21 protein-coding genes are annotated in these 23623 nt (G+C 66.2%); 4 read left to right on the forward strand and 17 right to left on the reverse strand.

Translation table 11 applies throughout. From position 1 onward, the window contains the following. Window positions 1-73: 73 nt before the first annotated feature. The 3 genes from hisC to hisG form a co-directional block, all read right to left on the reverse strand. Window positions 74-1123, reverse strand: coding sequence for a histidinol-phosphate transaminase (gene hisC / locus ACYVKQ_RS01245; RefSeq protein ID WP_460574794.1), 1050 nt, complete (start codon window positions 1121-1123; stop codon window positions 74-76). 86 nt (window positions 1124-1209) lie between these two features. After that, window positions 1210-2499: a histidinol dehydrogenase gene (gene hisD / locus ACYVKQ_RS01250; protein ID WP_460574796.1), complete on the reverse strand. Its 1290-nt coding sequence runs from the start codon at window positions 2497-2499 to the stop codon at window positions 1210-1212. 113 nt (window positions 2500-2612) lie between these two features. Continuing rightward, window positions 2613-3464 (reverse strand): ATP phosphoribosyltransferase, encoded by an 852-nt coding sequence (hisG, locus tag ACYVKQ_RS01255; RefSeq protein WP_460574798.1) that lies wholly within the window; start codon window positions 3462-3464, stop codon window positions 2613-2615. A 466-nt stretch (window positions 3465-3930) separates the two neighbouring features. On the opposite strand from hisG, the gene ACYVKQ_RS01260 reads away from it, so the two are divergent. The 3 genes from ACYVKQ_RS01260 to ACYVKQ_RS01270 all read left to right on the forward strand — a co-directional run bounded on the left by ACYVKQ_RS01260 (window position 3931) and on the right by ACYVKQ_RS01270 (window position 6195). Next, on the forward strand, window positions 3931-4791 hold the full coding sequence (locus tag ACYVKQ_RS01260) for a DUF2911 domain-containing protein (RefSeq protein WP_460574800.1): 861 nt from the start codon (window positions 3931-3933) through the stop codon (window positions 4789-4791). 28 nt (window positions 4792-4819) lie between these two features. After that, complete coding sequence (locus ACYVKQ_RS01265) at window positions 4820-5401, forward strand: Crp/Fnr family transcriptional regulator (RefSeq protein WP_460574801.1); 582 nt, start codon at window positions 4820-4822, stop codon at window positions 5399-5401. A gap of 71 nt (window positions 5402-5472) precedes the next feature. Continuing rightward, on the forward strand, window positions 5473-6195 hold the full coding sequence (locus ACYVKQ_RS01270) for a sterol desaturase family protein (protein ID WP_460574803.1): 723 nt from the start codon (window positions 5473-5475) through the stop codon (window positions 6193-6195). A gap of 576 nt (window positions 6196-6771) precedes the next feature. Here the strand turns inward: ACYVKQ_RS01270 and ACYVKQ_RS01275 are convergent. From ACYVKQ_RS01275 to mnmA, 6 genes are all read right to left on the reverse strand, one after another. Further along, the gene (locus tag ACYVKQ_RS01275; protein ID WP_460574805.1) at window positions 6772-9291 is read right to left on the reverse strand and encodes a TonB-dependent receptor; all 2520 of its coding nucleotides are present in this window, start codon (window positions 9289-9291) and stop codon (window positions 6772-6774) included. Then, window positions 9291-9989 (reverse strand): ribulose-phosphate 3-epimerase, encoded by a 699-nt coding sequence (gene rpe / locus ACYVKQ_RS01280; RefSeq protein WP_460574807.1) that lies wholly within the window; start codon window positions 9987-9989, stop codon window positions 9291-9293. Before rpe ends, ACYVKQ_RS01275 begins: the two co-directional genes overlap by 1 nt. A gap of 174 nt (window positions 9990-10163) precedes the next feature. Continuing rightward, entirely contained in the window at window positions 10164-10481 is a 318-nt protein-coding gene (locus ACYVKQ_RS01285; protein ID WP_460574809.1) for a hypothetical protein, read from the reverse strand. A 179-nt stretch (window positions 10482-10660) separates the two neighbouring features. Further along, window positions 10661-12355, reverse strand: a complete 1695-nt coding sequence (locus tag ACYVKQ_RS01290; RefSeq protein ID WP_460574811.1) for a S8 family peptidase — start codon at window positions 12353-12355, stop codon at window positions 10661-10663. Between the two features lie 187 nt (window positions 12356-12542). Further along, window positions 12543-13250: a hypothetical protein gene (locus tag ACYVKQ_RS01295; protein WP_460574813.1), complete on the reverse strand. Its 708-nt coding sequence runs from the start codon at window positions 13248-13250 to the stop codon at window positions 12543-12545. Between the two features lie 18 nt (window positions 13251-13268). After that, window positions 13269-14450: a tRNA 2-thiouridine(34) synthase MnmA gene (gene mnmA / locus ACYVKQ_RS01300; protein WP_460574815.1), complete on the reverse strand. Its 1182-nt coding sequence runs from the start codon at window positions 14448-14450 to the stop codon at window positions 13269-13271. A 189-nt stretch (window positions 14451-14639) separates the two neighbouring features. Between mnmA and trpF the strand changes: the two genes are divergently transcribed. Then, complete coding sequence (gene trpF / locus ACYVKQ_RS01305; protein WP_460574817.1) at window positions 14640-15263, forward strand: phosphoribosylanthranilate isomerase; 624 nt, start codon at window positions 14640-14642, stop codon at window positions 15261-15263. Between the two features lie 76 nt (window positions 15264-15339). On the opposite strand, the gene ACYVKQ_RS01310 is transcribed toward trpF, so the two are convergent. From ACYVKQ_RS01310 to ACYVKQ_RS01345, 8 genes are all read right to left on the reverse strand, one after another. Next, window positions 15340-16185 (reverse strand): maleylpyruvate isomerase N-terminal domain-containing protein, encoded by an 846-nt coding sequence (locus ACYVKQ_RS01310; protein WP_460574818.1) that lies wholly within the window; start codon window positions 16183-16185, stop codon window positions 15340-15342. Between the two features lie 13 nt (window positions 16186-16198). Further along, a complete protein-coding gene (gene trmB / locus ACYVKQ_RS01315) occupies window positions 16199-16858 on the reverse strand; it encodes a tRNA (guanine(46)-N(7))-methyltransferase TrmB (RefSeq protein WP_460574819.1) in 660 nt (219 codons plus the stop codon). Between the two features lie 100 nt (window positions 16859-16958). Then, window positions 16959-18266 (reverse strand): bifunctional folylpolyglutamate synthase/dihydrofolate synthase, encoded by a 1308-nt coding sequence (locus ACYVKQ_RS01320; protein ID WP_460574820.1) that lies wholly within the window; start codon window positions 18264-18266, stop codon window positions 16959-16961. A 93-nt stretch (window positions 18267-18359) separates the two neighbouring features. Continuing rightward, the gene (locus ACYVKQ_RS01325) at window positions 18360-19277 is read right to left on the reverse strand and encodes a hypothetical protein (protein ID WP_460574821.1); all 918 of its coding nucleotides are present in this window, start codon (window positions 19275-19277) and stop codon (window positions 18360-18362) included. Between the two features lie 138 nt (window positions 19278-19415). After that, on the reverse strand, window positions 19416-19826 hold the full coding sequence (locus ACYVKQ_RS01330; protein ID WP_460574822.1) for an ExbD/TolR family protein: 411 nt from the start codon (window positions 19824-19826) through the stop codon (window positions 19416-19418). An 86-nt stretch (window positions 19827-19912) separates the two neighbouring features. Then, window positions 19913-20614 carry a MotA/TolQ/ExbB proton channel family protein gene (locus tag ACYVKQ_RS01335; RefSeq protein WP_460574824.1) on the reverse strand — a complete coding sequence of 234 codons (702 nt, stop codon included), beginning with the start codon at window positions 20612-20614 and terminating at the stop codon, window positions 19913-19915. A gap of 1 nt (window position 20615) precedes the next feature. Beyond that, window positions 20616-21752: an HU domain-containing protein gene (locus tag ACYVKQ_RS01340; RefSeq protein ID WP_460574826.1), complete on the reverse strand. Its 1137-nt coding sequence runs from the start codon at window positions 21750-21752 to the stop codon at window positions 20616-20618. A gap of 107 nt (window positions 21753-21859) precedes the next feature. Further along, the gene (locus ACYVKQ_RS01345; RefSeq protein ID WP_460574828.1) at window positions 21860-23575 is read right to left on the reverse strand and encodes a TonB-dependent receptor; all 1716 of its coding nucleotides are present in this window, start codon (window positions 23573-23575) and stop codon (window positions 21860-21862) included. Window positions 23576-23623: the final 48 nt, after the last annotated feature.

Genomic DNA, 23623 nt, shown 5'->3' on the forward strand with positions numbered 1-23623 from the left:
GTAGTTCGCGGGTGTAGATATTACAAGGAGTGGAAGCCCCCCCGGGCGACGGCGGGGCCCGGGCGGCGCGGTATTAGCCGGCGTACGCGCGCAGGGCGGCGAGCAGCTGGTCGTTTTCGGCGGGCGTGCCCACGGTCAGGCGCAGGCAGCCGGCGCAGCCGGGCTGGGTGGTGCGGTTGCGCACCACGATGCCGCGGCCGAGCAGGTATTCGTACACGGCCGTCGCGTCGGGGCGGAAGCGCACGAGCAAGAAGTTGGCATCCGAGGGAAACACGTGCTCCACGATGGCCACGCCGGGAAGCTCCTGCTGCAACCGCGTACGCTCCTGCAGCAACTCCAGGCGCATGGCTTCGAAACCGCTCGTGTCAGCCAGGCCCGCCAACGCGTGCTGCTGGGTGGTTTCCGACACGTTGTAGGGCGGCTTGATCTTGTTCAGGTAGCCGATGAGGGCCGGCGAGGCGAAGGCCATGCCGAGGCGCAGGCCGGCCAGGCCCCAGGCTTTGGAGAAGGTCTGGAGCACCACCAGGTTGTCGAACTCGGCGAGGCGCGTGATCCAGCTGGGCGCGGCGGCAAAATCGATGTAGGCTTCATCCACCACGACCAGCCCGCCAAAGCCGCGCAGCACCCGCTCCACCGCGTCGGCGTGCAGCAGGTTGCCGGTGGGGTTGTTGGGCGAGCAGATGAAGACGAGCTTCGCCGACGAAGCCAACACCTTGTTGATGGCTTCGTCCGCCAGCTGGAAGTCGGCCGTCAGCGGCACCCGCTCCAGGGCCACGTCGTTGAGGTTGGCTGCCACTTCGTACATGCCGTAAGTGGGCGGCAAAATCAGAATGCTGTCCTGGCCGGGTACGCAGGTCAGGCGCAGCAGCAGGTCAATGGCTTCGTCGGAGCCGTTGCCGAGGAACAGCTGCTCGGGCTGCACGCCTTTGAGCCGAGCCACTTCGGCCTTCACGGCGCGCTGCAGCGGATCGGGGTAGCGGTTAAACGCCTGCCCGCCGGCCGAGCCGAGGCTGTTTTCGTTGGCGTCGAGCATGACCTGCGCCGTGCCCTGGAATTCGTCGCGGGCGGAGGCGTAGGGTTTCATGGCCCGCACGTTGGGCCGAATCAGTTCTTCGAGGTTCATTGGTGTCAATGATCAATGAACAATGAGCAATGTCAGGTTCCACTCGGCGACGCCGGCGCTTTTCCGCAGGTGCTCATTGCTCATTGTTAATTGTTAATTGATTCCAGCCGCAACGTCACGGCGCGGGCGTGGGCCCGGAGCCCCTCGGCTTCGGCCATGATTTCCACCACCGGCCCCAGGGCGCGCAACCCTGCGGAGCTGATGCGCTGGAACGTGATTTTCTTCACGAACGAATCGAGCGACACGCCGCTGTAGTTGCGGGCATAGCCATTGGTCGGCAGCGTGTGGTTGGTGCCGGAAGCGTAGTCGCCGGCGGCTTCGGGCGTGAGGTGGCCCAGAAACACCGAGCCGGCGTTAGTCACCCCGGCGGCCAGAGGTTCTGCGTCGGCCACGGCCAGGATCAGGTGCTCGGGCGCGTACTGGTTGGAAAAGGCGAGCATCTCGGCCGCGCCCGGCAGCAGTACCGCGCGGCTTTCCTGCAGGGCCTGGGCCGCCACCTCCCGGCGTGGCAGCTCCGGCAATTGGCGCGCCACTTCGGCCGCGACTTCCTCCAGCATGCGGGCCGAGTTCGACAGCAGCACCACCTGCGAGTCCGGGCCGTGCTCGGCCTGGCTGAGCAGGTCGGCCGCCACGAAGGCCGGGTTGGCCGAGTCGTCGGCAATGACAAGCACTTCGGAAGGGCCCGCCGGCATGTCGATGGCCACGCCGCGCTGGGCGGCCAGTTGCTTGGCGGCCGTCACGTAGCGGTTGCCGGGCCCGAAGATCTTGTCGACGGCAGGCACCGACTCGGTGCCGCCGGTCAGGGCCGCCACGGCCTGCGCGCCGCCGGCTTTCACAATGGTGCGAATGCCCAGCAGCCCGGCCGTAAACAGGATGACGGGGTTGACCGTGCCGTCCTTGGCCGGCGGGGTGCACAGCACGATTTCCGGGCAGCCGGCCAGCCGGGCGGGCACGCCCAGCATCAGCAGCGTGCTGAACAACGGCGCGGTGCCGCCGGGAATGTAGAGGCCTACGCGCTGCACGGGCACCGCGCGGCGCCAGCACTCCACGCCCGGCATGGTTTCCAGGCGCAGTTCGGCGTCGCGCTGGGCGCTGTGAAACCGCTCGATGTTTTGCCGGGCCTGGTCGATGGCCTGCTGGAGTTCCGCCGGCACCTGCGCGGCCGCGGCGGCCAGTTCCGCCGGCGTCACCAGCAAGTCGGTCAGCGTAGCGCCGTCGAAGGCGGCCGCGTAGTGCCGCAGGGCCGCGTCGCCGCGCTGGCGCACGTCGTCGAAGATGGCCCGCACGCGCTCGGCCACTTCCGCGGCCTCCGCCTGCGCCGGGCGCTGCTGCAGCGCCGCCCACTCGGCCGGCGCAGGATAGTCAAATCGTTGCATGGAGGGAAGAATTGTCAAATGACTATATGGTTAAATGGCTGGTCGTTCGGACGCCCCCGGTAAGCGTGTGTGCCAGAACGGCCACCCATTTGACCATTCGACCATTTGGCCATTTAACTGATCATCTTCTCGATGGGCAGCACCAGGATGCCCTCGGCGCCAACGGCCTTGAGCCGATCGGTGATGTGCCAGAAGTCGTCCTCGTTGACCACCGACTGCACCGACACCCAACCTTCTTCGGCCAGCGGCGTGACCGTCGGTGACTTGATGCCCGGCAGCAGGGCCTTCACCGCATCGAGGGCCGCCACGGGGGCGTTCAGCAGGATGTATTTGTTGCGGCGGGCGCGGCGCACGGCCTGCATCCGGAAGCGCAGCTGCTCCAGCAGGCTTTGCTTTTCAGCCGAAAGCTGCTGGTTGGCGATGAGCACGGCCTCGGAGCGAAACACGGTTTCTACTTCGCGCAGGCCGTTGCCCAGCAGCGTGGAGCCCGAGGACACGATGTCGCAGATGGCGTCGGCCAGGCCGATGCTCGGCGCGATTTCCACCGAGCCGCTGATCGTGTGCAGCTGCGCCCGCACGCCCTGCCCAGCCAGGTAGTCGCCCAGGATTTGGGGGTACGAAGTAGCAATGTTCTTGCCCTGCAGGTCGGCCACGGACGCGTAAGCCTCGCCGCGCGGAATGGCCAACGACAGGCGGCACTTGCTAAAGCCTAAGGGTTCGACTTCGAGTTGGGGCAGGCCGGCTTCCACCAGCACGTTCTGCCCGACGATGCCCAGGTCGGCCACGCCGTCCTGCACGTAGCCCGGAATGTCGTCGTCGCGCAGGTAGAGGATTTCGAGGGGGAAGTTGGTGGCCTCGGTTTTGAGCTTGTAGGAGCTGCTCACGAAACCGATGCCGCACTCGCGGATCAGCGAAAGAGAATCTTCGCTTAAACGACCAGATTTCTGGATGGCCAGACGAATCATGGAAAGGGGGGTAAAACCGGGAAACAACGCCGGGGCCCGAAGGCGAGCGTCGAGAAAAACATCATCAGGGTGCCGAAGCGCGAACCGGCCCGGAAGGGCAGCGGCGGGGCCTGTAAGCGGCGGGGGCGACGTAGGTTCGGACCGTAGCCGAACGCCTATACGTAATTATTCCTCTCCCGGGGAGGAATGGTGGTGATGATGTCCGGCATGCCCAGCTGCGGCAACCCCGAGCGGGGCAACCGGCAACCATGAAAAGCGCAACGAGGCGACGAGGGGCATGTGGAAGGGGTTTCTGCGGGCAAAGGTACACAGTGGAATGGTTTTCGCAAGCCCTGTGGCTCAATCCCGGCCCTGGCCGCCCGGAGCTCACATGATGATGTGAATTAAACCCTCCCCGCGCCCGGCTGTCGTATCTTGGCACTTTTCTTTCGCTCCGCTTCGTTTTCCCACCTACCGCACCTGTGTTATGACTCGTCTGCTTTGCTTTCTTCTCGTCTGGACTTTTGGCATTGCGGCGGCCCGGGCCCAGCAGTTCCCGATGCCGCAGGCCAGCCCGCACGCCGTGGTCATGCAAACCATCGGCCTGACCGACGTGACGGTGAAGTACCACACGCCGGGGGTGAAAAACCGCAAAGTGTGGGGCCAGCTTGTGCCTTACGACCAGATATGGCGGGCCGGGGCCAATGAAAACACGCTCATCACCTTTTCCGACTCGGTGCGCGTCGGCGGCAAGCCCGTGGCGGCCGGCACCTACTCGCTGTACATTCAGCCCTCGGCCGACCACGACTGGCAGTTTATCCTGAACAAGGTGACCACGCACTGGGGCAGCGAGGGCTACGACGCCAAGGACGACGTGCTGCGCGTGCCGGTGCTGCCCGAAAACTCGCCCATGCGCGAAAGCCTGCACTACTGGTTTTCGGACGTGCGCCCGAACGCGGCGCGCCTGAACCTCTCGTGGGAGGAGCGCACGATTTCGGTGCGCATCACCACCAACGTACACGCCCGGGTGCTGGCCGGCATGCGCCAAGCCGTGGAGAAGAGCCCCGCCGACGCGCAGCTGCTGGCCCAGGCCGCCGATTACTTGATCCAAAACCAGATTGAGGCCGAGCTGGCGCTGAAATACATCAACCGCGCCATCGAGCTCAACGACAGCTACACCAACAACTGGCTGCGCGCCCGCCTGATGGCCCAGAAGGAAGATTACCTCTCGGCCGTGGAAAGCGCCCGCCGTGCCATCAAGCTCGGCGACAAGGACGACGACTCCTTCAAGCACCAGCTGCCCAACATGAAGCTGGCCCTCACCCAGTGGCAGGCCAAAGCCTACTAGCCCGCTCCCGGCCCGCTACCTTCGCGGCATGGACGTGCTGCTCGACCGCCTGCGGGCTATTTATCCGCTTTCTGATGCCTGCCGGCAGGCCATAGTGGCGCTGATGCGCCGCGAAGCCTCGCCGGCCCGCCACCAGCTGCTGGCGCCCGGTCAAGTGGCCGGGCGCCTTTATTTTATCGAAACAGGACTGGCCCGCGGCTACTACCTGCACCCGGGCGGGCGCGAGGTCAACGCGTGGTTTATGCGCGAGGGCGACTTCATCATCTCCATCGTGAGCTTTCTGACGCGCGGCCCCTCGCAGGAATACATCGAGCTGCTGGAAGACGCGGTGCTCTACTCCATCAGCTACGAACAGCTGCAGCAGCTGTACCGGGAGTTCGCGGAGTTCAACTACGTGGGCCGCGTGCTCACCGAGCATTACTACGTGCTCAGCGAACAACGTACCCAGCAGCTGCGCCTGTTGCGGGCCGAGCAGCGCTACGAGCAGTTGCTGGAGACGTTTCCGGGCGCGTTGCAGCGCATTCCGCTCAAGCACCTGGCCTCCTACCTCGGCGTGACGCCCGAGACCATCAGCCGCATCCGGGCGCAGAGCGGCAAAGCGCGAAATTGATATTTGTCAAGTGCGGGCCTGGCCCGCGGCTTCACCTTTGGCGTATTGTTTCACCCTTACGCCCGTGTGCCATGTTGCCCATCATTTTTCTTGTTTTCGCCGCCTGTTTTTTGCTGGAGCGCCTGCGCCCGGGCTGGCGGCTGCCAGCCGTTCCGACGTGGCCCGCGCGGGTGCTGCTGCTGAATGCCGTGCAGCTGCTGGTGGTGTTGCTGGCCGGCCTCAGCTGGGAGCGGTGGCTGTCCGGCTACTCCGTGTTTCACCTTTCTGCGCACGTCGGGCCGGTGGCGGGCGGGCTGCTGGCCTACCTGGTGGCCACGTTCGTGTTTTACTGGTGGCACCGCTGGCGCCACCGCGTGGATTTTCTGTGGCGGCACTTCCACCAGATTCACCACAGCCCGCAGCGGCTGGAAGTGATTACCTCCTTCTACAAACACCCCGTGGAAATGGTGGTCAACTCCCTGCTCGGCACGCTGCTCGTGTTTACGCTGCTGGGCCTGAGCCCGGCGGCCGGCGCGGTGTACACGCTGTGCACGGCCCTGGCCGAGTTCTTCTACCACACCAACGTGCGCACGCCGCAGTGGGTGGGCTACGTCTTCCAGCGGCCCGAGATGCACCGCATCCACCACGAGTACGAGCGCCACACTCACAACTACGGCGACATCGTGTGGTGGGACATGCTCTTCGGCACCTACCGCAACCCCAAGGAATTCCGCGCCACCTGCGGCTTCGACAACGACAAGGAGCAGCGGCTGCTGGACATGCTACGCTTCCGCGACGTGCACCAGGACGCGTAACCCGGCCGGCTGTTTCAATCCACCTGCCCGTCGCTTGCGGAGCGTTTGGCTTCGCGCTGGTCCTGACGCGGCTGGAATGCCCTGGCCAGACTCCTGAGTACCGCCGCGTCCGCGCCGGCCTATGTTCTACGCCCGGCTAAACTGCCATTGACCATGCTGTTGTATGTGCCCGACCTTAGACTACTGGCATTCCTGCTGGTCCTGGGCTTGCCGTTCCTTATCGGAGTAGTTACCCGTTGGTTTATAACGCGCCTTTACCCTCGCTATACAATAGGCTATACTCTACCCAACGTCCTGCCTTGGGCAGCCTGGCACCTTGCACTTTATGCATCGCTCAGCGCCTCGGAAACCTGCCCGGTCTTAAGTAACTGGCCCGTGTTGCTGGTGCTGCCGCCGGGCATTTTATCCATAATTGCCGCTGCTCTGGGGTGTTATTTACAGCGCACTGTTAAACGGGCACCTGGCCCGGAAGGCGGCGTAACCAGGCCATAACCAGCTCTGCCCAAAACACCGAAGCCCGCCTTCCTTGCACGGAAAGCCGGCTTCGGCCCCTTTATCGAACGTCGCGAAATTCGCTTAAAACCGGGCAATGACGCGCAGGTTCACCACGCGCTGCGAGAGGTAGTTGGGCACGCCGTACGTCGCCCCGTTCAGGTCCTGGATGTAGCTGTAGCCGGCCACGTTGTTGGCCCCGAATACGTTAAGCACTTCCAGGCCTATCCACAGGCTTTCGGGCTGGTAAAACTTGCTGGCCTCGATGGTGCGCAGGCTCAGCACCTTCGAGAAGCCCAGGTCCACGCGCTTGTAGCTGCGGGTGAGCTTGTCGGTGCCGCGCAGCTCGGGCAGGTCGGGTGGGCTGAAGGGCAGGCCGGTCCCGAACACCAGGTTCACGTAGCCGCGCACCGAGGGATTGTTGGGCAGCTGATCCTGGAAGAAAATACCCAGGTTCAGGCGCTGGTCGGAGGGCCGGCGGATGTAGCCTTTCTCCTTTTTGCCGACGGGCTGCCCGTTGTTGTACACTGTAATCGAGTCGCCGCGCAGGTTTTCGCGGGTGGTGAGCACGCCCAGGCTAAACCACGACTCGGTGCCGCGCACAAACTCCCCGCTCAGGCGCGCGTCCACGCCGGCGGCGTAGGCCGTGGCCAGGTTCTCGGCGAAGTAACGCAGGCGCACGTTATCTACGTCGTACGGAATGACGTCGGTCAGGTACTTGTAGTACGCTTCGCCGGTGAGCTGAAACGGCCGCCCCCAGTGCTTGAAACGGTATTCGGTGCCGCCGATGAAGTGCACCGAGCGCTGCGCCCGCAGCGCGGGGTTAAGCACGCCCTGCTGGTTGCGCAGCTCCCGGTAGAAGGGCGGCTGGTAGTACACGCCGGTGGCGGCTTTGTACGACAGGTTCCGGTGGCGGCGCGAGCGGGCGGCCAGCTGCAGGCGCGGGCTCACCGTCAGCTGCTCGTTCACCGACCAGTAATGCAGGCGCACGCCGTAGGTGATGGTCTTCAACGAATCGAGCCGCCAAGTGTGCTGCCCGTAGCCCTGCACCCGCGTGGAGGTGAGGTCCAGCTGGGTACGCAGGCGCGTGAAGCGCTGCGCCGGCACGTAGTCGGCCGAGTCGGCGAACGTGTACTCGTCCAGCCGGTCGTCGACGTGCTCGCGCCCGCCCTTCACGCCGAAGCGCAGCGTGTGGCGCGGCGCCGGCTCGTAGGTGGCGCGGGCCTCCACCGTGCCCAGCCACGCCGCGAGGCGGTTGCGGGAGTGGTCGAAGCGGGAGCCCACGTCGCGCTGGCGCACGGCCTGGTTGAAATTCGGCGAGTTCGGGTCGCGGTTGATGTCGGCCAGCCGGTAGGCCGCTTCCACGTCGCGGTACTCGTACTCGCGGGTGAGCAGCGCCCCGCCGATCAGCTCGGCCGTCAGCTTCGGCGTGACGTGGTGCGTCAGGTTCAGCCCGCCCTGGTAGGTGTCGTAGCGCATCCGCTCGTGGCCGTCGTAGAAAATGAACAGCCGCTGAAACTGGTTGGTGCCGGTGCTGAACGTGACCTGCCCCGTCTGCGGGGCGAAGCGGTAGTTGTTGTGGGCCACCGAGCCGAGCACCCCCAGGCTGGTTTTCTGCAGATCGTCCTTCGGGCCGAGCCCCGCACGCACGTACAATTGGCCGTCGGCATACGCGGCGTTGTAGCCCCCGCGCTGCTGGCGCAGCGTGCCGAGCACGTAATCCGCGGTTTTGTAGCGCACGCCCGCCAGGTAGCTCACGCGCCCCGATTTGGACGCGTCCTCGAAGCTCAGCGAACCGCCCACCAGGCTGGCCGTGCCCGTTACGGCCCGTTTGGTGGGCTGCTTGTACTCGACGTTGAGCACCGAGGAGAGTTTGTCGCCGAAGCGCGGCTGCCAGCCGCCGGAGGCAAACTCCACCTTGTCTACCAGGTCGGGGTTGACGAAGCTCAGCCCTTCCTGCTGGGCCTGCGTCACCAGAAACGGCCGGTATATCTCGATGCCGTTGACGTAGACGAGGTTTTCGTCGTAGTTGCCGCCGCGCACCGAGTAGGTGCTCGTCAGTTCGTTGTTGGCCACCACGCCGGGCAGCGTCGTGAGCACCTTGTTGAAGTCGCCGAAGGCCGAGGGAATCTCCTTGGTGATGCGCGGGTCCAGCGTGGTCAGGCTCACCTGCTCGCGGGTATCCACGCCGCGCTGCCCGCGCACGGTCACGTTGTCCAGGGCCCGGGCCGAGGCCTCCAGGCTGATGCTCAGCTCGGCGCGGCCGTCGGCCAGTTCCCCGGCGGTGAGGCTGCGCCGGGCGGTGGCGTAGCCCAGGCGCTGCACCACCAGCACCAGCGGCCGGCCGGTGGCGGGCCGCGCTACACGCAGGCGAAAACGGCCAGCCTCGTCGGTATTGGTACCGTCCGGCTGGCCTTCCACGGCTACGGCGGCCTGCTCCACCGGCCGGCCCGCGCCGTCGCGCACGGTGCCGCGCAGCTCTACGCGGTCGGCGACTTGCTGGGCCTGAGCGGCCGCGGCGGGCCAGGCCGCCGCGACGGGCACGCCGAGCAGCAGCACCCGCACCGTGGCGGCCGGCCAGAAAAGGGTACGACGTGGGGTCATTAACCGACGCTGGGGATAATGCTGGCGAGTTGGGCGCGCAGGTCGGCGAGGGTGGCCACCGGGTCGGGTGCGTTGAACACAAACGAGCCGGCCACCAGCACGTCGACGCCGGCCTCCACCAGCGGCAGCGCGTTCTGCTCGTTTACGCCACCGTCCACCTCAATCAGCGCGTCGGACCCGCAGTCCGACAGCAATTCCTTCAGCTCGGCCACTTTCTGCAGGGTATGCGGAATAAAGCTCTGCCCACCGAAGCCGGGGTTCACCGACATCACGCACACCAAATCCAGGTCCTGGGCAATGTCCTGCAGCACCCAGGCCGGGGTGTGCGGGTTCAGCGCCACGCCGGCGCGGCAGCCCAGCTTCTTGATCTGCTCAATCACGCGGTGCAGGTGCGGGCAGGCTTCGTAGTGCACGGTGATGTTGGCCGCGCCCGCGTCGCGGAAGGCTTCCAGGTAGTGCTGCGGCTCTTCGATCATCAGGTGCACGTCGAGCGGCTGCTTGGCGTGGCGGTAAATGGCCTGCAGCACCGGGATGCCGAAGGAAATGTTGGGCACGAAGCGCCCGTCCATGACGTCGCAGTGCAGCCAGTCGGCGGCGCTGCCGGCCAGGCGCTCGGTTTCGGCTTGCAGGTTGGCAAAGTCAGCGGCGAGCAAAGAGGGCGCCAGCAACGGAGTGATTCGGCGGGAAGAAGAACTCATGCCGCTAAGTTAAGGAGCCGGCGGGGCACCTCCGCCCCCTGCGTAGCGGGCTGCACGCAATGGCGGCCCGACAAGCCGCCCAGGGCTGCAAATAGCCGCGCCCGGCCGCCGTCGCAAAACGGCCACCGGGCGCGGGGTATGAGCAGAACGAGGCAAAGGCGGGTGGCCCCGCTCCTATTTGCCTTCCTCGTTTTTGCGCCAGGCCTGCCAGTCCAGCTCCCCCGACTCGCGGCGGCGCAGAAACACGGTCTGATCGTCGCGCTGCATCTTGCCGAAGGTCAGGTCCGCGCGGCAGTCCAGGCACTTGACGGAAGTATACTTGAACTTGTCCTGCGCCACGCGCGAGGTCAGGTCCAGGTTATCGGAGCCGCACAGCCCGCAGGCCGCCACGTCCGGAAAGCTCAGGCGGTCGTACTCAGCCACGACTTCGTGGAAAGAACCGCCCTGTACGGTAAAGTGAAATTGGCGCCGGCCAATTCGCTTGGTAGTCATTAGTTGAAGCATAATTCAGCAACGCTGGCTAGGGTGAAGAAGTGCCCGAATTTACTAAATAAATTAGCATTACCAACTATAATAGCGACAGCATTTTTAGCTTAAAAAGAAGCGTCACGCCCGGGTTTTCCGAACGTGACGCGTTGGTTCTGCTGCTTGCAGCAACTGCCTAGCGGCGGCTATTCGCGCACAAACCGCACCGTGCGGGGGACCAGCCCGGCTTCGCCCTGCACCGTACAGGTGTATACACCCGCGCGTAGCAGGGCCAGCCGCAACGCGACCCGGTCGCCGCTCACGGGCTCCAAGCGCTGCTCGCTCACCACCGCCCCGCGGGTATCGCGCACGGTCACGCGCAGGACGCGGCGGCGGAAATCCTCGGGCAAATACAGCCGCAGCTCCGAGCCGGCCGGGTTCGGAAATACGCTCAGCTCGTCGGCGGGGCGGCGCGCTTCGGCCGCCGCGAGCGGGGTATTGGGGTTGAGCAGGTTGTAAGCTCGCACGAAGTTCGGCACGCCGTAGCCCAGCTGGTTGTCGGGGTTGGCGGCTTGGGTGCCGCTGCGCTGCAGCCACAGCAGCACCTGCTGGGCGGTGAGCGTGGGATGGGCCTGCCAGAAGCCCGCCGCCATGCCGGCCAGAATCGGGCAGGCGTACGAAGTCCCGTTGCCGCGCACCACGGCGTTGGAGGGGTGCAGGCCGGCCGCGTAAATGCCGCGCGCCGCCAGGTTGGGTTTGATGCGCCCGTCGGCGGTCGGGCCCACCGAGCTGAGCGCACCGCGCACGAGCAGCGAATCCACGGCGCCCACCGTCAGCACCGAGTCGGCATCGGCCGGCGCGCCGATGTAGCGCCAGCTGTTGGTGCCGTCGTTGCCGGCGGAATTGACGACCAGGATGCCCACGCGGGCGGCCGTGACGGCGGCCCGGCTGGCAATGGCGGTGCGCCCGTTCAGCTCGGCGTAGGTGTGGTCGCGTGAGGGAAAATCAAAGGTGGTGTAGCCCAGCGAGGAGCTGATCACGTCCACGCCCACGGAATCGGCGTATTCGGCCGCGATAAGCCAGTTGGCTTCTTCCACCGGATGCTCGGAGCGCACGTCCTCCGTGATGCAGAGGTGGTAGCTGGCTTTGGGCGCGGTGCCGATGAAGTGCCCCGCCTGGTTGGCGGCCAGCGTCGAGAGCGTGAGCGTACCGTGGTCGTTTTTCTCAAACACCGTGCGGTCTTTGTCCACGAAATCAAACGTGCTCAGCAGGCGTCCCTCCTGCCGCAGCGAGGAAAACGCGCCCATCACGTCGGCCCCGGGGAAGCCCGCGTCGAACACGGCAATCTGCATGCCCTCGCCGCGGTAGCCGGCGTTGTGCATGGCCACGGCCCCGATCATCTCGGCCTGCCAATAAGCCGGGCCGTACGTAGCGGCGTTGCGGCCAGCCGTGCCGGGCAGCTGCGTCGGTGTGCCTCCGCCCTGGGGTGCGGGCAGCGGCTGCGCCCCGCTGGAGCGGTTGAGAGTGGTGGCCGTGCGCACAAACGGCAAAGCCTGCAGGCGGCCGAGGGCAGCCGAGTCGCATTCCACCACGGCCGCGTTGAACCAGCGCGAGGTGTAGACCAGCCGCACCCCGGCGGTGTTGCGCACCTGGGCCGTGTAAGCCGGCGTCACGGGCAGGTCGCGCGGGAGCACGGCAATGCCCTGGCGCTGGCGCCGCTGCACGGCGCGCGCCGACAGGAAAGCCTGCGGCTGGCTGACGCTGAAGGGCGTGCCGGCCTTATCGTTGAAATACACCAAGTGGCGCCGCACCGCGCCGCCCGGGGCCTGCGCGGCGAGCGGCGAAGCCGCGGTCAGCGCAGTCAGGGCGGTCAGCAAAACTCCCAAGGAAAGGGTACGCATGTAGAATTGGGTAACGGATGAGTTCGGGCAAGATACTGAATTGGCCCCGGGCGCCAAGGTGCGCAGTCGCCTGCTACTCAGACAGCGGCTGCCCCGGCCGGGTTCCGCGGCGGTACTCCCCACACGAACGCGCCCGCCGCAGCACAAGGCAGCGGCGGGCGCGTCGGGTATGTCCGAATGAGAAAACTTACGGGAGGAGCGTTTCGCGGTGCTCACTACCCGAAATGATGTATTTCGTACCGATGGAACAGGAGGCCGGGTTCTGGCAGTAGTTGAGCTTGCGCACCTCGCGCAGCACCGGGCCCACGCCCTTGGCGTACACCTGCCGCTGCACGTCGAGGTAGTAGAGGTTGTCCTGGGCCTCGTCGTAGGTGGTGACGGTATTCTCGTAGCTGCGGGTGCCGGCCGTGAAGCTGCCGCCCACGTCCTGGTAGCGGCGGCTTACGTCGGGGCGGGTGCTGCGGTCGTTGAAGGCGTGCTTGTCCCACTCGGCGCCGGCGCGCACCGGGAAGATCAGCTCCACGGTGCGCAAGTTGCTGCGGGTCAGCAGCAGGTTCTGCTCGTTGACCGTTAGCGTTTGCACGCTGTCCACGCGCCACGCGGCCGCCGCCGTGGCCCGCGACGAGCGCACCAGCTTGTAGGTGAGCTTGCCGGCCGCGTCGCGGTAAGTTTCGGTGAGCTGCTCCCGCACCTGCGAGTTGGTGGTGGTGGCCTGGTTGTTGACCCACACCTTGTCTTCCACGGTAAAGACGCGTTCGGCGCCCACCGCCAGCGGGTAGTAGTCTTTGCCCAGGTCCTGGGGCGCCTCACTGGTATTTTCGCAAGCAGCGAGCAGGGCCAGGCCCGCCAGCAGGCTCCACAGCCGGGCGGCCGGGACGGATAAACGACGCATCATAGCACGAAAGACGAAGGATTAAGCCAGAACCCGGGCACCGCCCACGACCGGCAACGTCGCGGGGGGCGTCAGCTGGGCCGGGCTGCGCTCGATCCAGCCGCCGCCCAGCACGTCCAGCCCGTCGTAAAACACGGCGGCCTGGCCAGGCGCAATGGCGTGTACGGCCTCGGGAAAGTAAACGTACACTTTTCCCTCTTTTTCCTCCAAAAACGACGCGGCGCCGGCGTGGTTGTAGCGCACTTTGGTGACGGCCGGCACCAGGCCGCGGCCCGCCAGCGAGGCGAACTTGCCGTGGTTCACGCGGCCCACCACGGTGGCCGTGCGGGCCAGCTCGTCGAGGTTGCCGAGCACGACTTCGTTGGTTTCGGGCCGGATTTCGACTACGTAGGCCGGGAAGCCCAGCGCCACGCCCAGGCCCTTGCGCTGCCCGATGGTGTAGAACGGGTAACCCTCGTGGTTGCCCACCACGGTGCCGTCGGTCAGCACGAAGCGGCCGCCGGCCACGCGCTCCTCCAGGCCCTCCACGCGCCGCTTCAGGAAGCCGCGGTAGTCGTTGTCGGGGATAAAGCAGATTTCGTAGCTCTCCGGCTTGTTGACCAGCTCCATGAAGCCGCGGTCGGTGGCCATCTGCCGGATTTCGGCTTTGCGCAGTTTGCCCAGCGGGAAGATGGTGCGCGCCAGGCTTTCCTGCGACACGCCCCAGAGGGCGTACGACTGGTCCTTGCTCTCGTCGAGGCCCTTGCTGATGACGTAGCGGCCGTTTTCCTCGCGCACGTTGGCGTAGTGGCCGGTGGCAATGTACTGGCAGCCGAGCTGATCGGCGCGGCGCAGCAGGGCATCCCACTTGATGTGGGTGTTGCAGAGCACGCACGGGTTGGGCGTGCGCCCGGCCAGATACTCGTCGACGAAGTCGTCGATGACGTGGTCGCCGAACTCCGAGCGGATGTCGATGATGAAGTGCGGGAAGCCCAGCTGCACGGCCACGTCGCGCGCGTCGTTGATGGAATCGAGCGAGCAGCAGCCGGTTTCTTTCTTGGAGCCGCCGGCGGAGGCGTAATCCCAGGTTTTCATGGTCATGCCGACCACTTCGTAGCCTTGCTCGTGGAGCATCACGGCGGCCACGGAAGAGTCAATGCCGCCGCTCATCGCGACGAGGACGCGGCCTTTCGAGGCGGCGCCGGGGGTAGTTTCTGCGTGCATACGTTGGCGCCCGGGAGGTCAAGGTTCCCGGCCGAATGGCAAAGGTAACACGGGAAGGCCGCTCCGGGTTTCCTACCTTCGCGCTAGTTAAGGAGGGTGCGGGTAAGAGTTTAGGAGTTGACGGATTGGACTGCCTAGACGTTTACCCGCTTGCCCTCCTTAACTCCTACCCTCATACCCTTACCTACCTTGGCTCTTCTGACTTCCGTCATCGTTCGCGGCATCAACAATTTGTCCGACGCGCGCTACTGCGCCGGCATGGGTGCCGACTACCTCACGTTTCGCCTCGACCCGGCCCTGCCCGGGGCCGTCACGCCCGAGCTGGTGCAGGAACTCAGCGGCTGGGTGGCGGGCGTGCAGCTCGTAGGCGAGTTCAGCAGCTTGCCGACGGCGCAGATCAATCAGCTGGCCACGCAATGCGGCCTGCAACTGGTGGTGCTGCACGGCCTGCGCCTGCCCGAAGAAATGGCGGAGCTGACGGTGCCCGCACTGGTGCTGGTCAACTGGATTCCGGATATGCTGCCCGAAGACGTGGACCGCCGTTTCCGCGCCCTGGCGCCGCATGTGGCCGGCTTCCTGCTCACCGACCTGCCCCCGCAACCCCTGACCGAAGTGCAGCTGACCCGCCTAGCCGAGCAGGCCCGCGCCTACCCCATGTGGCTGGCGCCCGGCTTTGCGACGAGCACGGTGCGGCAGCTGCTCACCACCGTCGAGCCGCGGGGCCTGGTGCTGGAGGGCGGCGACGAAATCCGCCCGGGCGTGCGCGACTTCCGCGAAATGGAGGCGGTATTCGAAGAGCTGGAGGTCGAGTAAAGCGTCACATCAAAACGGCCCCGGCCGGGCCGCGCTGCGTGCGCGGCCCGGCCGGGGCTGTTTTTTTGGGGTGTTGCTAGGCCATAACGGCCACCAGGTCCAGCAGCGGTTCGCCGAGCCACTGCTCCCCGGTTATGCGCACGTGCCGGGCGGCCGTGGCCGCATCCAGCTGCTTGCTGAACAACCGCCAGGCGGCTTCCGGATCGATGGTGACGGTAGTCGCCGCCGCCCCGCTGGCCGCCGCGGCGGCCAGCACCCAGTGGTCGGCCGTGCGCGTGAGCTGCCACCGGCTCGGCGACTGGCCCGCTATGACCACGTGCAGCTGCGTGCCCTCCGGGGCCAGCACCGTGCGGTAGTGGTGCGGCAAGGCCCGCATGGAGGTAGCCACGTACGGCTGGTACAGGGCGGGGGCCATTAGCTCCTGCTCCCCGCGGCCCACGGCTTGGCGGATCTGCTGCTGGTGGTGCCACTTTTCGGTGTACTCCCGCGCCACGTGAAACCAGTTGTCGGATTCCTGCTCCCCGGCCCAGGCGACGGGAAAGGCGGCCGGCGCCCAAGGATCGAGGGTGCCGAGGAAGGCGCAGTACTCCTGCCCGCTCTGCTCCAGCAGGCCCAGCAGCACGGCGGGGCTCAGCCGACGCGTGGCGGTAAGCCAGTCGGCGTTGAGCTGGTTCAGAAAGCCGACCAGGCCGCCGCTGGCCAGCTGCTCAGCCGTCGGGGCCACGCCGAAGTGCCCGTCGCGCAACATGGACAAGGTGCGCAGGTTGCCGTCGAGCAGGTGCAGGGCCACGTCCTGCACGGTCCACTGGCCCGCCAGCGTCGGGTGCGCCCACTCCGCCGGGCTCAGGTCCCGCAGGAAGGCCAGCAGGCGCTGGTCCAACTCGGCAAACAGGGGCAAGGTGACGATGGGCGGCTGGCGCATGCGGCAACGGGGCTTAGTCGAACGAAAAATGCAGGTACTTGATAGGCACGCCCAGCTCGCGGTACTTCCGCTCGTAGGTCGTTTGGATGTCGTACGCGTGGGGCAGCAAGCCGGTGGTCTGGTAAAGGTCCTTGGTGAACACCAGGTTGGGCGCCTGCCGCTCCTGCAGCTGCTCCAGGGTGTAGTCGAAGAGCAGGTCCGAATCGGTTTTGAGGTGCACCAGCCCGCCGGGGCGCAGCAGCTCGCGGTACAGCGCCTGAAAGCGCGGCGCCGTCAGGCGGCGCTTCGTGTCGCCCAGGCTGGGGCGCGGGTCGGGGAAGGTAATCCAGATTTCGTCCAGCTCGTGGGGCGCGAAGTGCTCCAGCAGCTTTTCGGCCTGCATGCGCAGAAAGCCCACGTTGCGCAGCCCTTTCTCCTCGGCCAGCTTGCTGCCGCGGTAAATTCGCTCGCCCTTGATGTCGAGCCCCAGGAAGTTGCGCTCGGGGTAGCGCTCGGCCATGCCCACGGTGTACTCGCCCTTGCCGCAGCCGATTTCCAGCGTGATGGGGTGGTCGTTGTGGAAGAAATCGGCCTGCCATCGGCCGCGCAGCGCCCCGAAAGTTTCCTTGCCGGGCTCCACGATGTCGGCGCGCGAGGCGTTTTCGGCGAAGCGCTTGAGCTTAATGCGACTCATCTATGAAATGGGGAGTGAAAAAGGTAAAGGGAAAAACGAAGCGGTAGCCGCCGCGCACGAGGCCCGGCGGCCGTCGGGCCGGGTCTCACGGCCGCCGGGCCTAGCCCCGGTACAGGTCCGGCACCTCGGCCACCACGAAGGTGCTGCCGCCGATGTACACCACGTCCTGCGCGGTGGCCGCCGCGCGGGCGGCCGCCACCGCGCTTTCGACGGAGCCGCAGACCGCGCCGTGCAAACCGTGGGCGGCGGCCAGCCCGGCCAGCTCGGCGGCCGGCAGGGCCCGCGGAATACCAGCGGCGCAGAAATAGTACGTGGCCGCGCGCGGCAGCAGCGCCAGCGCCTTGTCCAGCTCCTTGTCGCCGACCATGCCCAGCACCACGTGCAACCGCTCGTACGGCAGGCGCGCCAGCTGCTGCATCACCAGGCGCAGACCGGCCTCGTTGTGGGCCGTGTCGCACACGGTGAGCGGCGCCTGCCCGATGACCTGCCAGCGCCCCCGCAGCCCGGTAAGGCGGCGCACCTCACGCAACCCGGTGCGGATGTGCTCGTCGGTAATGCCAAAACCCTGGCGGCGCATCTCCTCCACCGTGGCCAGCACGCCGGGTAGGTTCAGGCGCTGGTAGTCGCCCACCAGGCCCAGCTCCGCGTCGTCCAGCCATAACTGCCCGTCGTGCCACACGCGCAGGTGCTGGCTGGCCGCGGCGGGCTCGTCGCGCAGCAGCTCGGCGCGGTAGCGGGCATCGGCGAAGGTGAGCGGGGCGCCGCGCTCCGTGGCGGTTTGCTCGAACACGGCCGCCACTTCCGGCTGCGTCTGGCTGATGATGGCCGGCACGCCGGGCTTGATGATGCCTGCTTTTTCGGCTGCAATCAGCGGCAGCGTGTCGCCCAGAATGGCCTGGTGGTCGTAGCTGATGTTGGTGATCAGCGACACGAGCGGCGTGATGATGTTGGTGGAATCCAACCGGCCGCCCAGGCCCACTTCGATTACGGCCACGTCCACCTGCTCGGCGGCGAAGTAGTCGAAGCACAACGCCACGCACATCTCGAAAAACGAGGGCTGCACCTCGTCGAACAGCGGCCGCCAACGCGCCACCCAGGCCACCAGGTAGTCGGGCGCCAGCTCCTGGCCGTCGAGGCGGATGCGCTCGGTGAACTCGCGCAGGTGCGGCGAGGTGTAGAGCCCGGTGCGGTAGCCGGCCGTTTGCAGGATGGCTGCCAGCAGGTGCGAGCTGCTGCCCTTGCCGTTGGTGCCGGCCACGTGCACGCTCCGAAATTTGCGCTCTGGGTGGTCCATGGCCGCCACCAGCCGCTGCACGCCCACCAGCCCGTTCTTGAAACCGAGCGCGCCAACCCGCTGAAACATGGGCAGGCGGGTGTAGAGGAACTGCAGGGTTTCTTCGTAAGTCATGGCGGGCGGGAAACGAAGGTGCAAAAAAACGCCGCGGGCCGGAGAATTCCGATCCGCGGCGTCAGCTTTTGCCCGGAAAGCGGCTATCAGGGCTTACTCTACCTTGAAGCGGAAGGTAAAGAAGCCCGTGGCGGGCCCGGCTTCCGGCTTGAGCTTGCGCACCCCGAACCGCTCGTTGATCAGGTTGCGGCACACCCGCACCTGCTCGGCCGACATGTTGCCGCCCACTTTTTCTACTGATTCGATTTCGCCGTCGGCGCTGATCTTGATTTTGAAGCGCAGGTAGCCGTTTTGGTTGTCCACGGCCTCGGGTTTGGGCGTCGCGGCGAAGGCCCAGCCGCCGCCCACGAACCCGTCGCCGTCGCCGCCGCCCGAGCCGCCGCCGCTGCCGGGGTCACCGGAGTAGGCCTTGCCCGAGTAGGTGCCGCGCGGGTCGCCCTTGTCGCCCACCGTGCCGGGGTTGTCGCCGTTGTTGTTGCCGGCGGGGTTGTCACTGGTGCCGTTCGTGCCGTTGCCCCCGGTGTTGGCGGTGGCGCCGCGGGGCGTGAAGATGGCGCGCTGGTTTACCTTGGGCCGCTCGGGCTCGGGCTCCTTCACCGGCTCGCGCACGGGCTCCTCGCGGGGCTTGGTCGGGGCTTTGTCCACCGGCGGAATCTTCACGTCGTTTTCCTCCGCGTCGCTCGTCACGATTTTCTCCGGCGCGTCGTCCACCGGCGTGGGCGGTACCGGCTGGCTGGCCTGCTGCGGCTCGGGGTCGGGCTGCTGCGCGGGCGGCTTGGAGTCCTCGCGGTTCGCCGACTCGTTGGCCACGGCCGAGGTCTGCAGGTCGCCGTCGCCCACTTGGTCGAGGCCGTAGTTCAGCTCCACGCCGCCCCCGTCGCCCATCTCCGCGATGCTGTCGGGCGGGTTCTTAAAGACGATCAGCAGGAAGAGCAGCGCCAGCAGCCCGTGCAGCACCAGGGTGCCGATCAAGGCTTCGCGGCGGTGTTCGTGGCGAAATTCAGCGGCCATGGGCGGTGAATGAGCAAAGAAGTGAGGTAGACACAGGCCACCCGGGTGGCCTGCTAACTAAACAACGCGCCCCGGTGGGTCTGGGGTTCAGCTCACCGGGGCAAGGGTCGGGCCAGGCGGCCCGGGCGCTGCCGCGGGCTAGCCTTTGCCGCCCGATTCGGCGGCCGTGGCCATGACCATTTTGATCTTCAGGCGGTTGCCGATTTCCAGGATGTCCACCAGCTTCTGCACGTTCAGCGAGGCATCGACGCGCAGCACGGCGGTGGGGCTTTCCAGGCCCTGAATGCGCTTGGCCAGCTCGGCTTCCAGCTCGGCCGGCGTCACGGCGGTCCGGTCGATGAAATACTGCCCGGTACCGTCGACGGATACCGTAATAGGCTGCTTCATGGCCTGCTTGCCCGAGCGGGCGTTGGGCAGCATGAGCTTGATGACGTTGGGGTTCACCATCGTCGAGACGATCAGGAAGAACAGCATCAGGAAGAACATGATGTCGTTCATCGAGCTGGTCTCGACGTGCGAAGAAAGCTTACGACGGCGGCTGAGGTCCATGGGGGTTGAATGGCGAAATGGCTGAATGGCTAAATGGCTGGCCGTGCAAAAACAATCAGCCATCTAACCATTCAGCCATTCAGCAATTAATTATCCTGCAGAATGTCCATGAACTCGATGGCCGAGTTTTCCATGCGGAACACCAGGCGTTCGACCATGATGCTGAGCCAGTGGTAACCGATGTGAGCAATCATGCCCACGATCAGGCCGGCCGCGGAGGTCACCATCTTGGTGTACAGACCGCCCGAAATCTGGGCGATGCCGAAGTCCCCGGTGGAGGCAATGGCGTAGAAGATGTTGATTACGCCGACGATGGTACCCACAAAGCCGAGCATCGGGGCAATACCGGCAATGATGCCGAGGATGCTGATGTTCTTCTCGAGGCGGGCAATTTCCACCTTGCCCACGTTTTCCACGCTAGTTTCGATGTCCTTCAGGGGCTGGCCGATGCGGCGGATGCCCTTCTCAATCATGCGGGCCAGCGGCGAGGCCGTCTGGGCCGAGAGCATCTTGGCACCCTGCAGGTCGCCCTTCACCATCAGGTTCCGGATCTGGTTCATGAACCCGTCGGGCAGCGCGGCGGCCTTGCGGATGGTGATGTAGCGCTCCACCATGATGTAGACGGAAATCAGCGACAGCGCAAAAATCGGAATCATGATCCAGCCCCCTTTCAGGATCAGGTCGATAACCGAGATGGACGAGGGCTGAGCGGCGGCCGCAGCGGCGGCGTTGGCGGCGGTGGAGTCGGCTGTAACCGTGGCGGTTTGCAGCAGAAGGGTTGCGAGCATGCTAATAGTTAAAAACCAGAATGTCTTTGCCGAACTGCTTGCGCAGGGCCGGCAGGCTGCGTTGGGCCGAGGCACGGTCGGCAAAATCAGCGACGGAGACGCGGTACCACTTGGTGCCCTTCACCTGCAGCGTGCCGCGGCGCGGCAGCAGCACTTTGGCTTCGGTGCCCTTGCCGGCGTAGTGTTGACGCACCTGCTCGGCCGCGTTGTACTTGTTGAAGGTGGCCTTCACGACGTACCATCGGTTCGTGACGCCCGAAATTGTGGTGGCGCCGGTGCGGGCCGCCGGCGCGGCCGACCGGCCCTCTACCGCGGCTTTCGTCGCTGCGGCTACTGACGGGGCGGCCGGGGCCGGGGTTGCAGCGGCGGTCGGCGCGGTCGGCTTGCTGATTTCGGGGGCCGTTTCCGGCGTGCCATCGGGCACTACTTCTTCCGTCCAGGGCTGCGCGGCCAGGTTGGCCGCCTGCGGCCGGGCCTGCGGGGCCGTGGCCGTGGCGGCGGGCGCGTTTGGCCACCATGCCTTCGGCCAGTAGCCCATTTGCTGGGCAAACTGCAGGTTGGCCGAGAGAACCAACCCGACAATGCCCACGACCAGGCTGCCGTTGAGCACGCGGCGCAGGGCGCGCTTGCGGGCCGGCGCCAGGGCCGGCTGCGCCGCCTGATGCACCCGCTCCCGGGCCAGCAGCGCGTCGGTGGCACGCACGGGGCGGGACGTCAGCTCGGGCAGGCCGAAGGAGGCGGGCAGCAGGTTCTGGTGGCCGGTGTATTCGAAGTCGAGGCCGCGGCCGGGCGCCTGGCGAAACACGCCGATGCCGGGCAGCTCGGTGCGCTGCTGCTCTTCCAGCTCCTGCTGCATGCGCTGCACGGCCTCGCGCACCTGCTGGCGGGCCTGGGGCGCGCCGATGTGCTGCTGCTTGCTGATGGCGTCCACCAGCAGGCCGTCGTTGCGCGTGAGGGCCTGGTTGAAGGCCACGCGCTTGGCCGGCGGCGCCAGCGTGTGGCGCACCGGGTGCAAGCGGGCGGGCTCGTAGTCCGCAATCAGGCCGCCGAAATCGGGAATGATAACGCAGTCGTGGTCCCGAAGCAGGTGCTGGATGTGGTCGGTTAGCTGCAAAATGTCGTCGGTTGCGTGAAGCACTTACGGTTTCAATGGGATTAGGGTACCCCTGCGTGCGACCCGAGCCGCCGAGCGGCCCGCAGCAGCGGACCGTTCGGCGGCTCGGCAACGTAGCGGCGCTCAGCCGGTTAGAACTGATAGCCCACGCCGGCCAGCACGTTGACGCCCTTGGACGGGTAGTTCAAGAAACGCTCGTACTTGCGGCCCAGCAGGTTGTTGCCCAAAACAAAGAAACTCAGATTTTCCGAAAACCGGTAGTCGGCCCGCAGGTTCAGGTCGATGACGGAGTCGGTGGGGCGCACCACTTCGGTGAAGGAAACCGGCACGGTGACGTTGCGGCGCAGCGCCGAGCCGTAGCTGGAGCTGAGCACGTACACCTCCCCGCCGAGCATGAGCTTCTCGAACATGTTGTACGAAGCGAAGAACACGCCCTGGAAATTGGGCCGGTGGAAGGGCTTGGCCAGGGTCTTCACCTTGTAGCCGTTGTAGTCGAGCTTGGTGCCGACGCGCACTTTCTCGGCCGCGTTGTAAATCAGCTCGCCGTGCACGTTCACCAGCTGGGTGCTCTTCGGGTCGTACACGAGGTCGAACTTGGAGGAGTCGCGCGCGGAGTTCTGGTAGAAGTACAGGTTGTTGTCGTTGGCCAGCGTCACCTTCACCGAAGCCTGCAGGGCGCGGGCCGGTGTGGCGTTGAAGCCAAAGAACACCGTGGGGCCGCGGCGGGTGTCGGCCACGCGCTGGTTGGGGGCCAGCCAGGCGTTTTCCTGCGTCAGGTCGTACATGGTCACGCGCTGCAGCCCGCCGCCGAGGCCGGCGAAGAGCACGAACTTGTCCTGCACCACGGAGTAGCCCACGCGCACGGCCGGAAACACGGTCACCTGCTTGGCGTCGTTGATCGTGTCGCCGGTGTAGCCCAGCGTGGCGCCGATGGCCACGTCGAGGCGGTCGGCAATGTTCTGCTCGTAGGCCGCGGTGGCCTGCACGAAGGGGCGGCTCACGGAGTAGGCCGAGTCCTTCTGCGAGATAAACGACAGGTCGCCGTCGATGCGCACGCGGCCCTTCTCGGTCACGTAGTAAGCCGTGCGCAACTGCGCGTAGGCATCCGACTCCTTGGCCTGGAACCGGTCTTTCCAGTAGCGGAAGCCGGCGGCCAGGTCGTACTGAAACTTGGCGTCCCGGTCGCGGTTGCGCACGAACACCTGCGCATCGGTGCGCAGAAAGGTCTGCTTGATGGAATCCGCCAGCGGTTTGGGCTCCGTGCGCGGGCTGTAGCCGTAGAAGTTGGCCCGGTCGCGGCCCACGTGCAGCTTGCCGCCCAGCGTGAGGGCGCCGCGGTAGATTTCGCCGTTGACGCCCAGCCGGCTCTGACTCACGGCGGAGTTCTTGCCGTCGACGGGGCCGCGGGCCGAGGAGAGGTGACGCAAATCCAGCCCCAGGGCGTGGTCTTCGCTGCGGGTGGTGTGGGCGTGTGCCTCCCCGAACAGCGAAGCGTAGTTGCCCACGCCGATGCGGGCGTAGTTGCCCTGCAGCGGCTGTAGCTCTTCCTGCTTGATGGTGAGCACCCGCACCGAGGGGTTCAGCGCCTGGCTGGGCAGGCGGAAGTCGGGAAAGGTGTAGCGCACGGCGCGGTCGGCCTTGGGCGGCGGGGCCAGCTGCACCTTGTCGTAGTTGCGGGCGGCTTCGGGCAGCTGGTTTTCCCGCTCCTTCACCACCTCGATTTCCGCGTCTTCGATGGTGCCGCGGGGGCGGGTCGGGCGAGTAGGCTGGCCCTGCGCCAGCACGGGCACGACGGCCGTGGTCAGCAGGGCGGCTAGGGTTAGGCGTTGGGAAGATCTAACGCTCATTGGGGCTTATGGCTTGCGGGCCTTTCGGCTGCTGCACTGCTGCAGCTC

Source organism: Hymenobacter coalescens (assembly GCF_054783195.1).

Bases quoted from the DNA above. Each gene is read 5' to 3' on its own strand.
- ACYVKQ_RS01260 (WP_460574800.1), top strand. From the start codon at position 3,931: ATGACTCGTCTGCTTTGCTTTCTTCTCGTCTGGACTTTTGGCATTGCG.
- hisG (WP_460574798.1), bottom strand. From the start codon at position 3,464: ATGATTCGTCTGGCCATCCAGAAATCTGGTCGTTTAAGCGAAGATTCT.
- ACYVKQ_RS01270 (WP_460574803.1), top strand. From the start codon at position 5,473: ATGTTGCCCATCATTTTTCTTGTTTTCGCCGCCTGTTTTTTGCTGGAG.
- rpe (WP_460574807.1), bottom strand. From the start codon at position 9,989: ATGAGTTCTTCTTCCCGCCGAATCACTCCGTTGCTGGCGCCCTCTTTG.
- ACYVKQ_RS01325 (WP_460574821.1), bottom strand. From the start codon at position 19,277: ATGGCCGCTGAATTTCGCCACGAACACCGCCGCGAAGCCTTGATCGGC.
- hisD (WP_460574796.1), bottom strand. From the start codon at position 2,499: ATGCAACGATTTGACTATCCTGCGCCGGCCGAGTGGGCGGCGCTGCAG.
- ACYVKQ_RS01265 (WP_460574801.1), top strand. From the start codon at position 4,820: ATGGACGTGCTGCTCGACCGCCTGCGGGCTATTTATCCGCTTTCTGAT.
- ACYVKQ_RS01310 (WP_460574818.1), bottom strand. From the start codon at position 16,185: ATGCGCCAGCCGCCCATCGTCACCTTGCCCCTGTTTGCCGAGTTGGAC.
- ACYVKQ_RS01275 (WP_460574805.1), bottom strand. From the start codon at position 9,291: ATGACCCCACGTCGTACCCTTTTCTGGCCGGCCGCCACGGTGCGGGTG.
- ACYVKQ_RS01320 (WP_460574820.1), bottom strand. From the start codon at position 18,266: ATGACTTACGAAGAAACCCTGCAGTTCCTCTACACCCGCCTGCCCATG.
- trmB (WP_460574819.1), bottom strand. From the start codon at position 16,858: ATGAGTCGCATTAAGCTCAAGCGCTTCGCCGAAAACGCCTCGCGCGCC.
- hisC (WP_460574794.1), bottom strand. From the start codon at position 1,123: ATGAACCTCGAAGAACTGATTCGGCCCAACGTGCGGGCCATGAAACCC.
- ACYVKQ_RS01290 (WP_460574811.1), bottom strand. From the start codon at position 12,355: ATGCGTACCCTTTCCTTGGGAGTTTTGCTGACCGCCCTGACTGCGCTG.
- ACYVKQ_RS01335 (WP_460574824.1), bottom strand. From the start codon at position 20,614: ATGCTCGCAACCCTTCTGCTGCAAACCGCCACGGTTACAGCCGACTCC.
- ACYVKQ_RS01345 (WP_460574828.1), bottom strand. From the start codon at position 23,575: ATGAGCGTTAGATCTTCCCAACGCCTAACCCTAGCCGCCCTGCTGACC.
- ACYVKQ_RS01285 (WP_460574809.1), bottom strand. From the start codon at position 10,481: ATGACTACCAAGCGAATTGGCCGGCGCCAATTTCACTTTACCGTACAG.
- ACYVKQ_RS01295 (WP_460574813.1), bottom strand. From the start codon at position 13,250: ATGATGCGTCGTTTATCCGTCCCGGCCGCCCGGCTGTGGAGCCTGCTG.
- ACYVKQ_RS01330 (WP_460574822.1), bottom strand. From the start codon at position 19,826: ATGGACCTCAGCCGCCGTCGTAAGCTTTCTTCGCACGTCGAGACCAGC.
- mnmA (WP_460574815.1), bottom strand. From the start codon at position 14,450: ATGCACGCAGAAACTACCCCCGGCGCCGCCTCGAAAGGCCGCGTCCTC.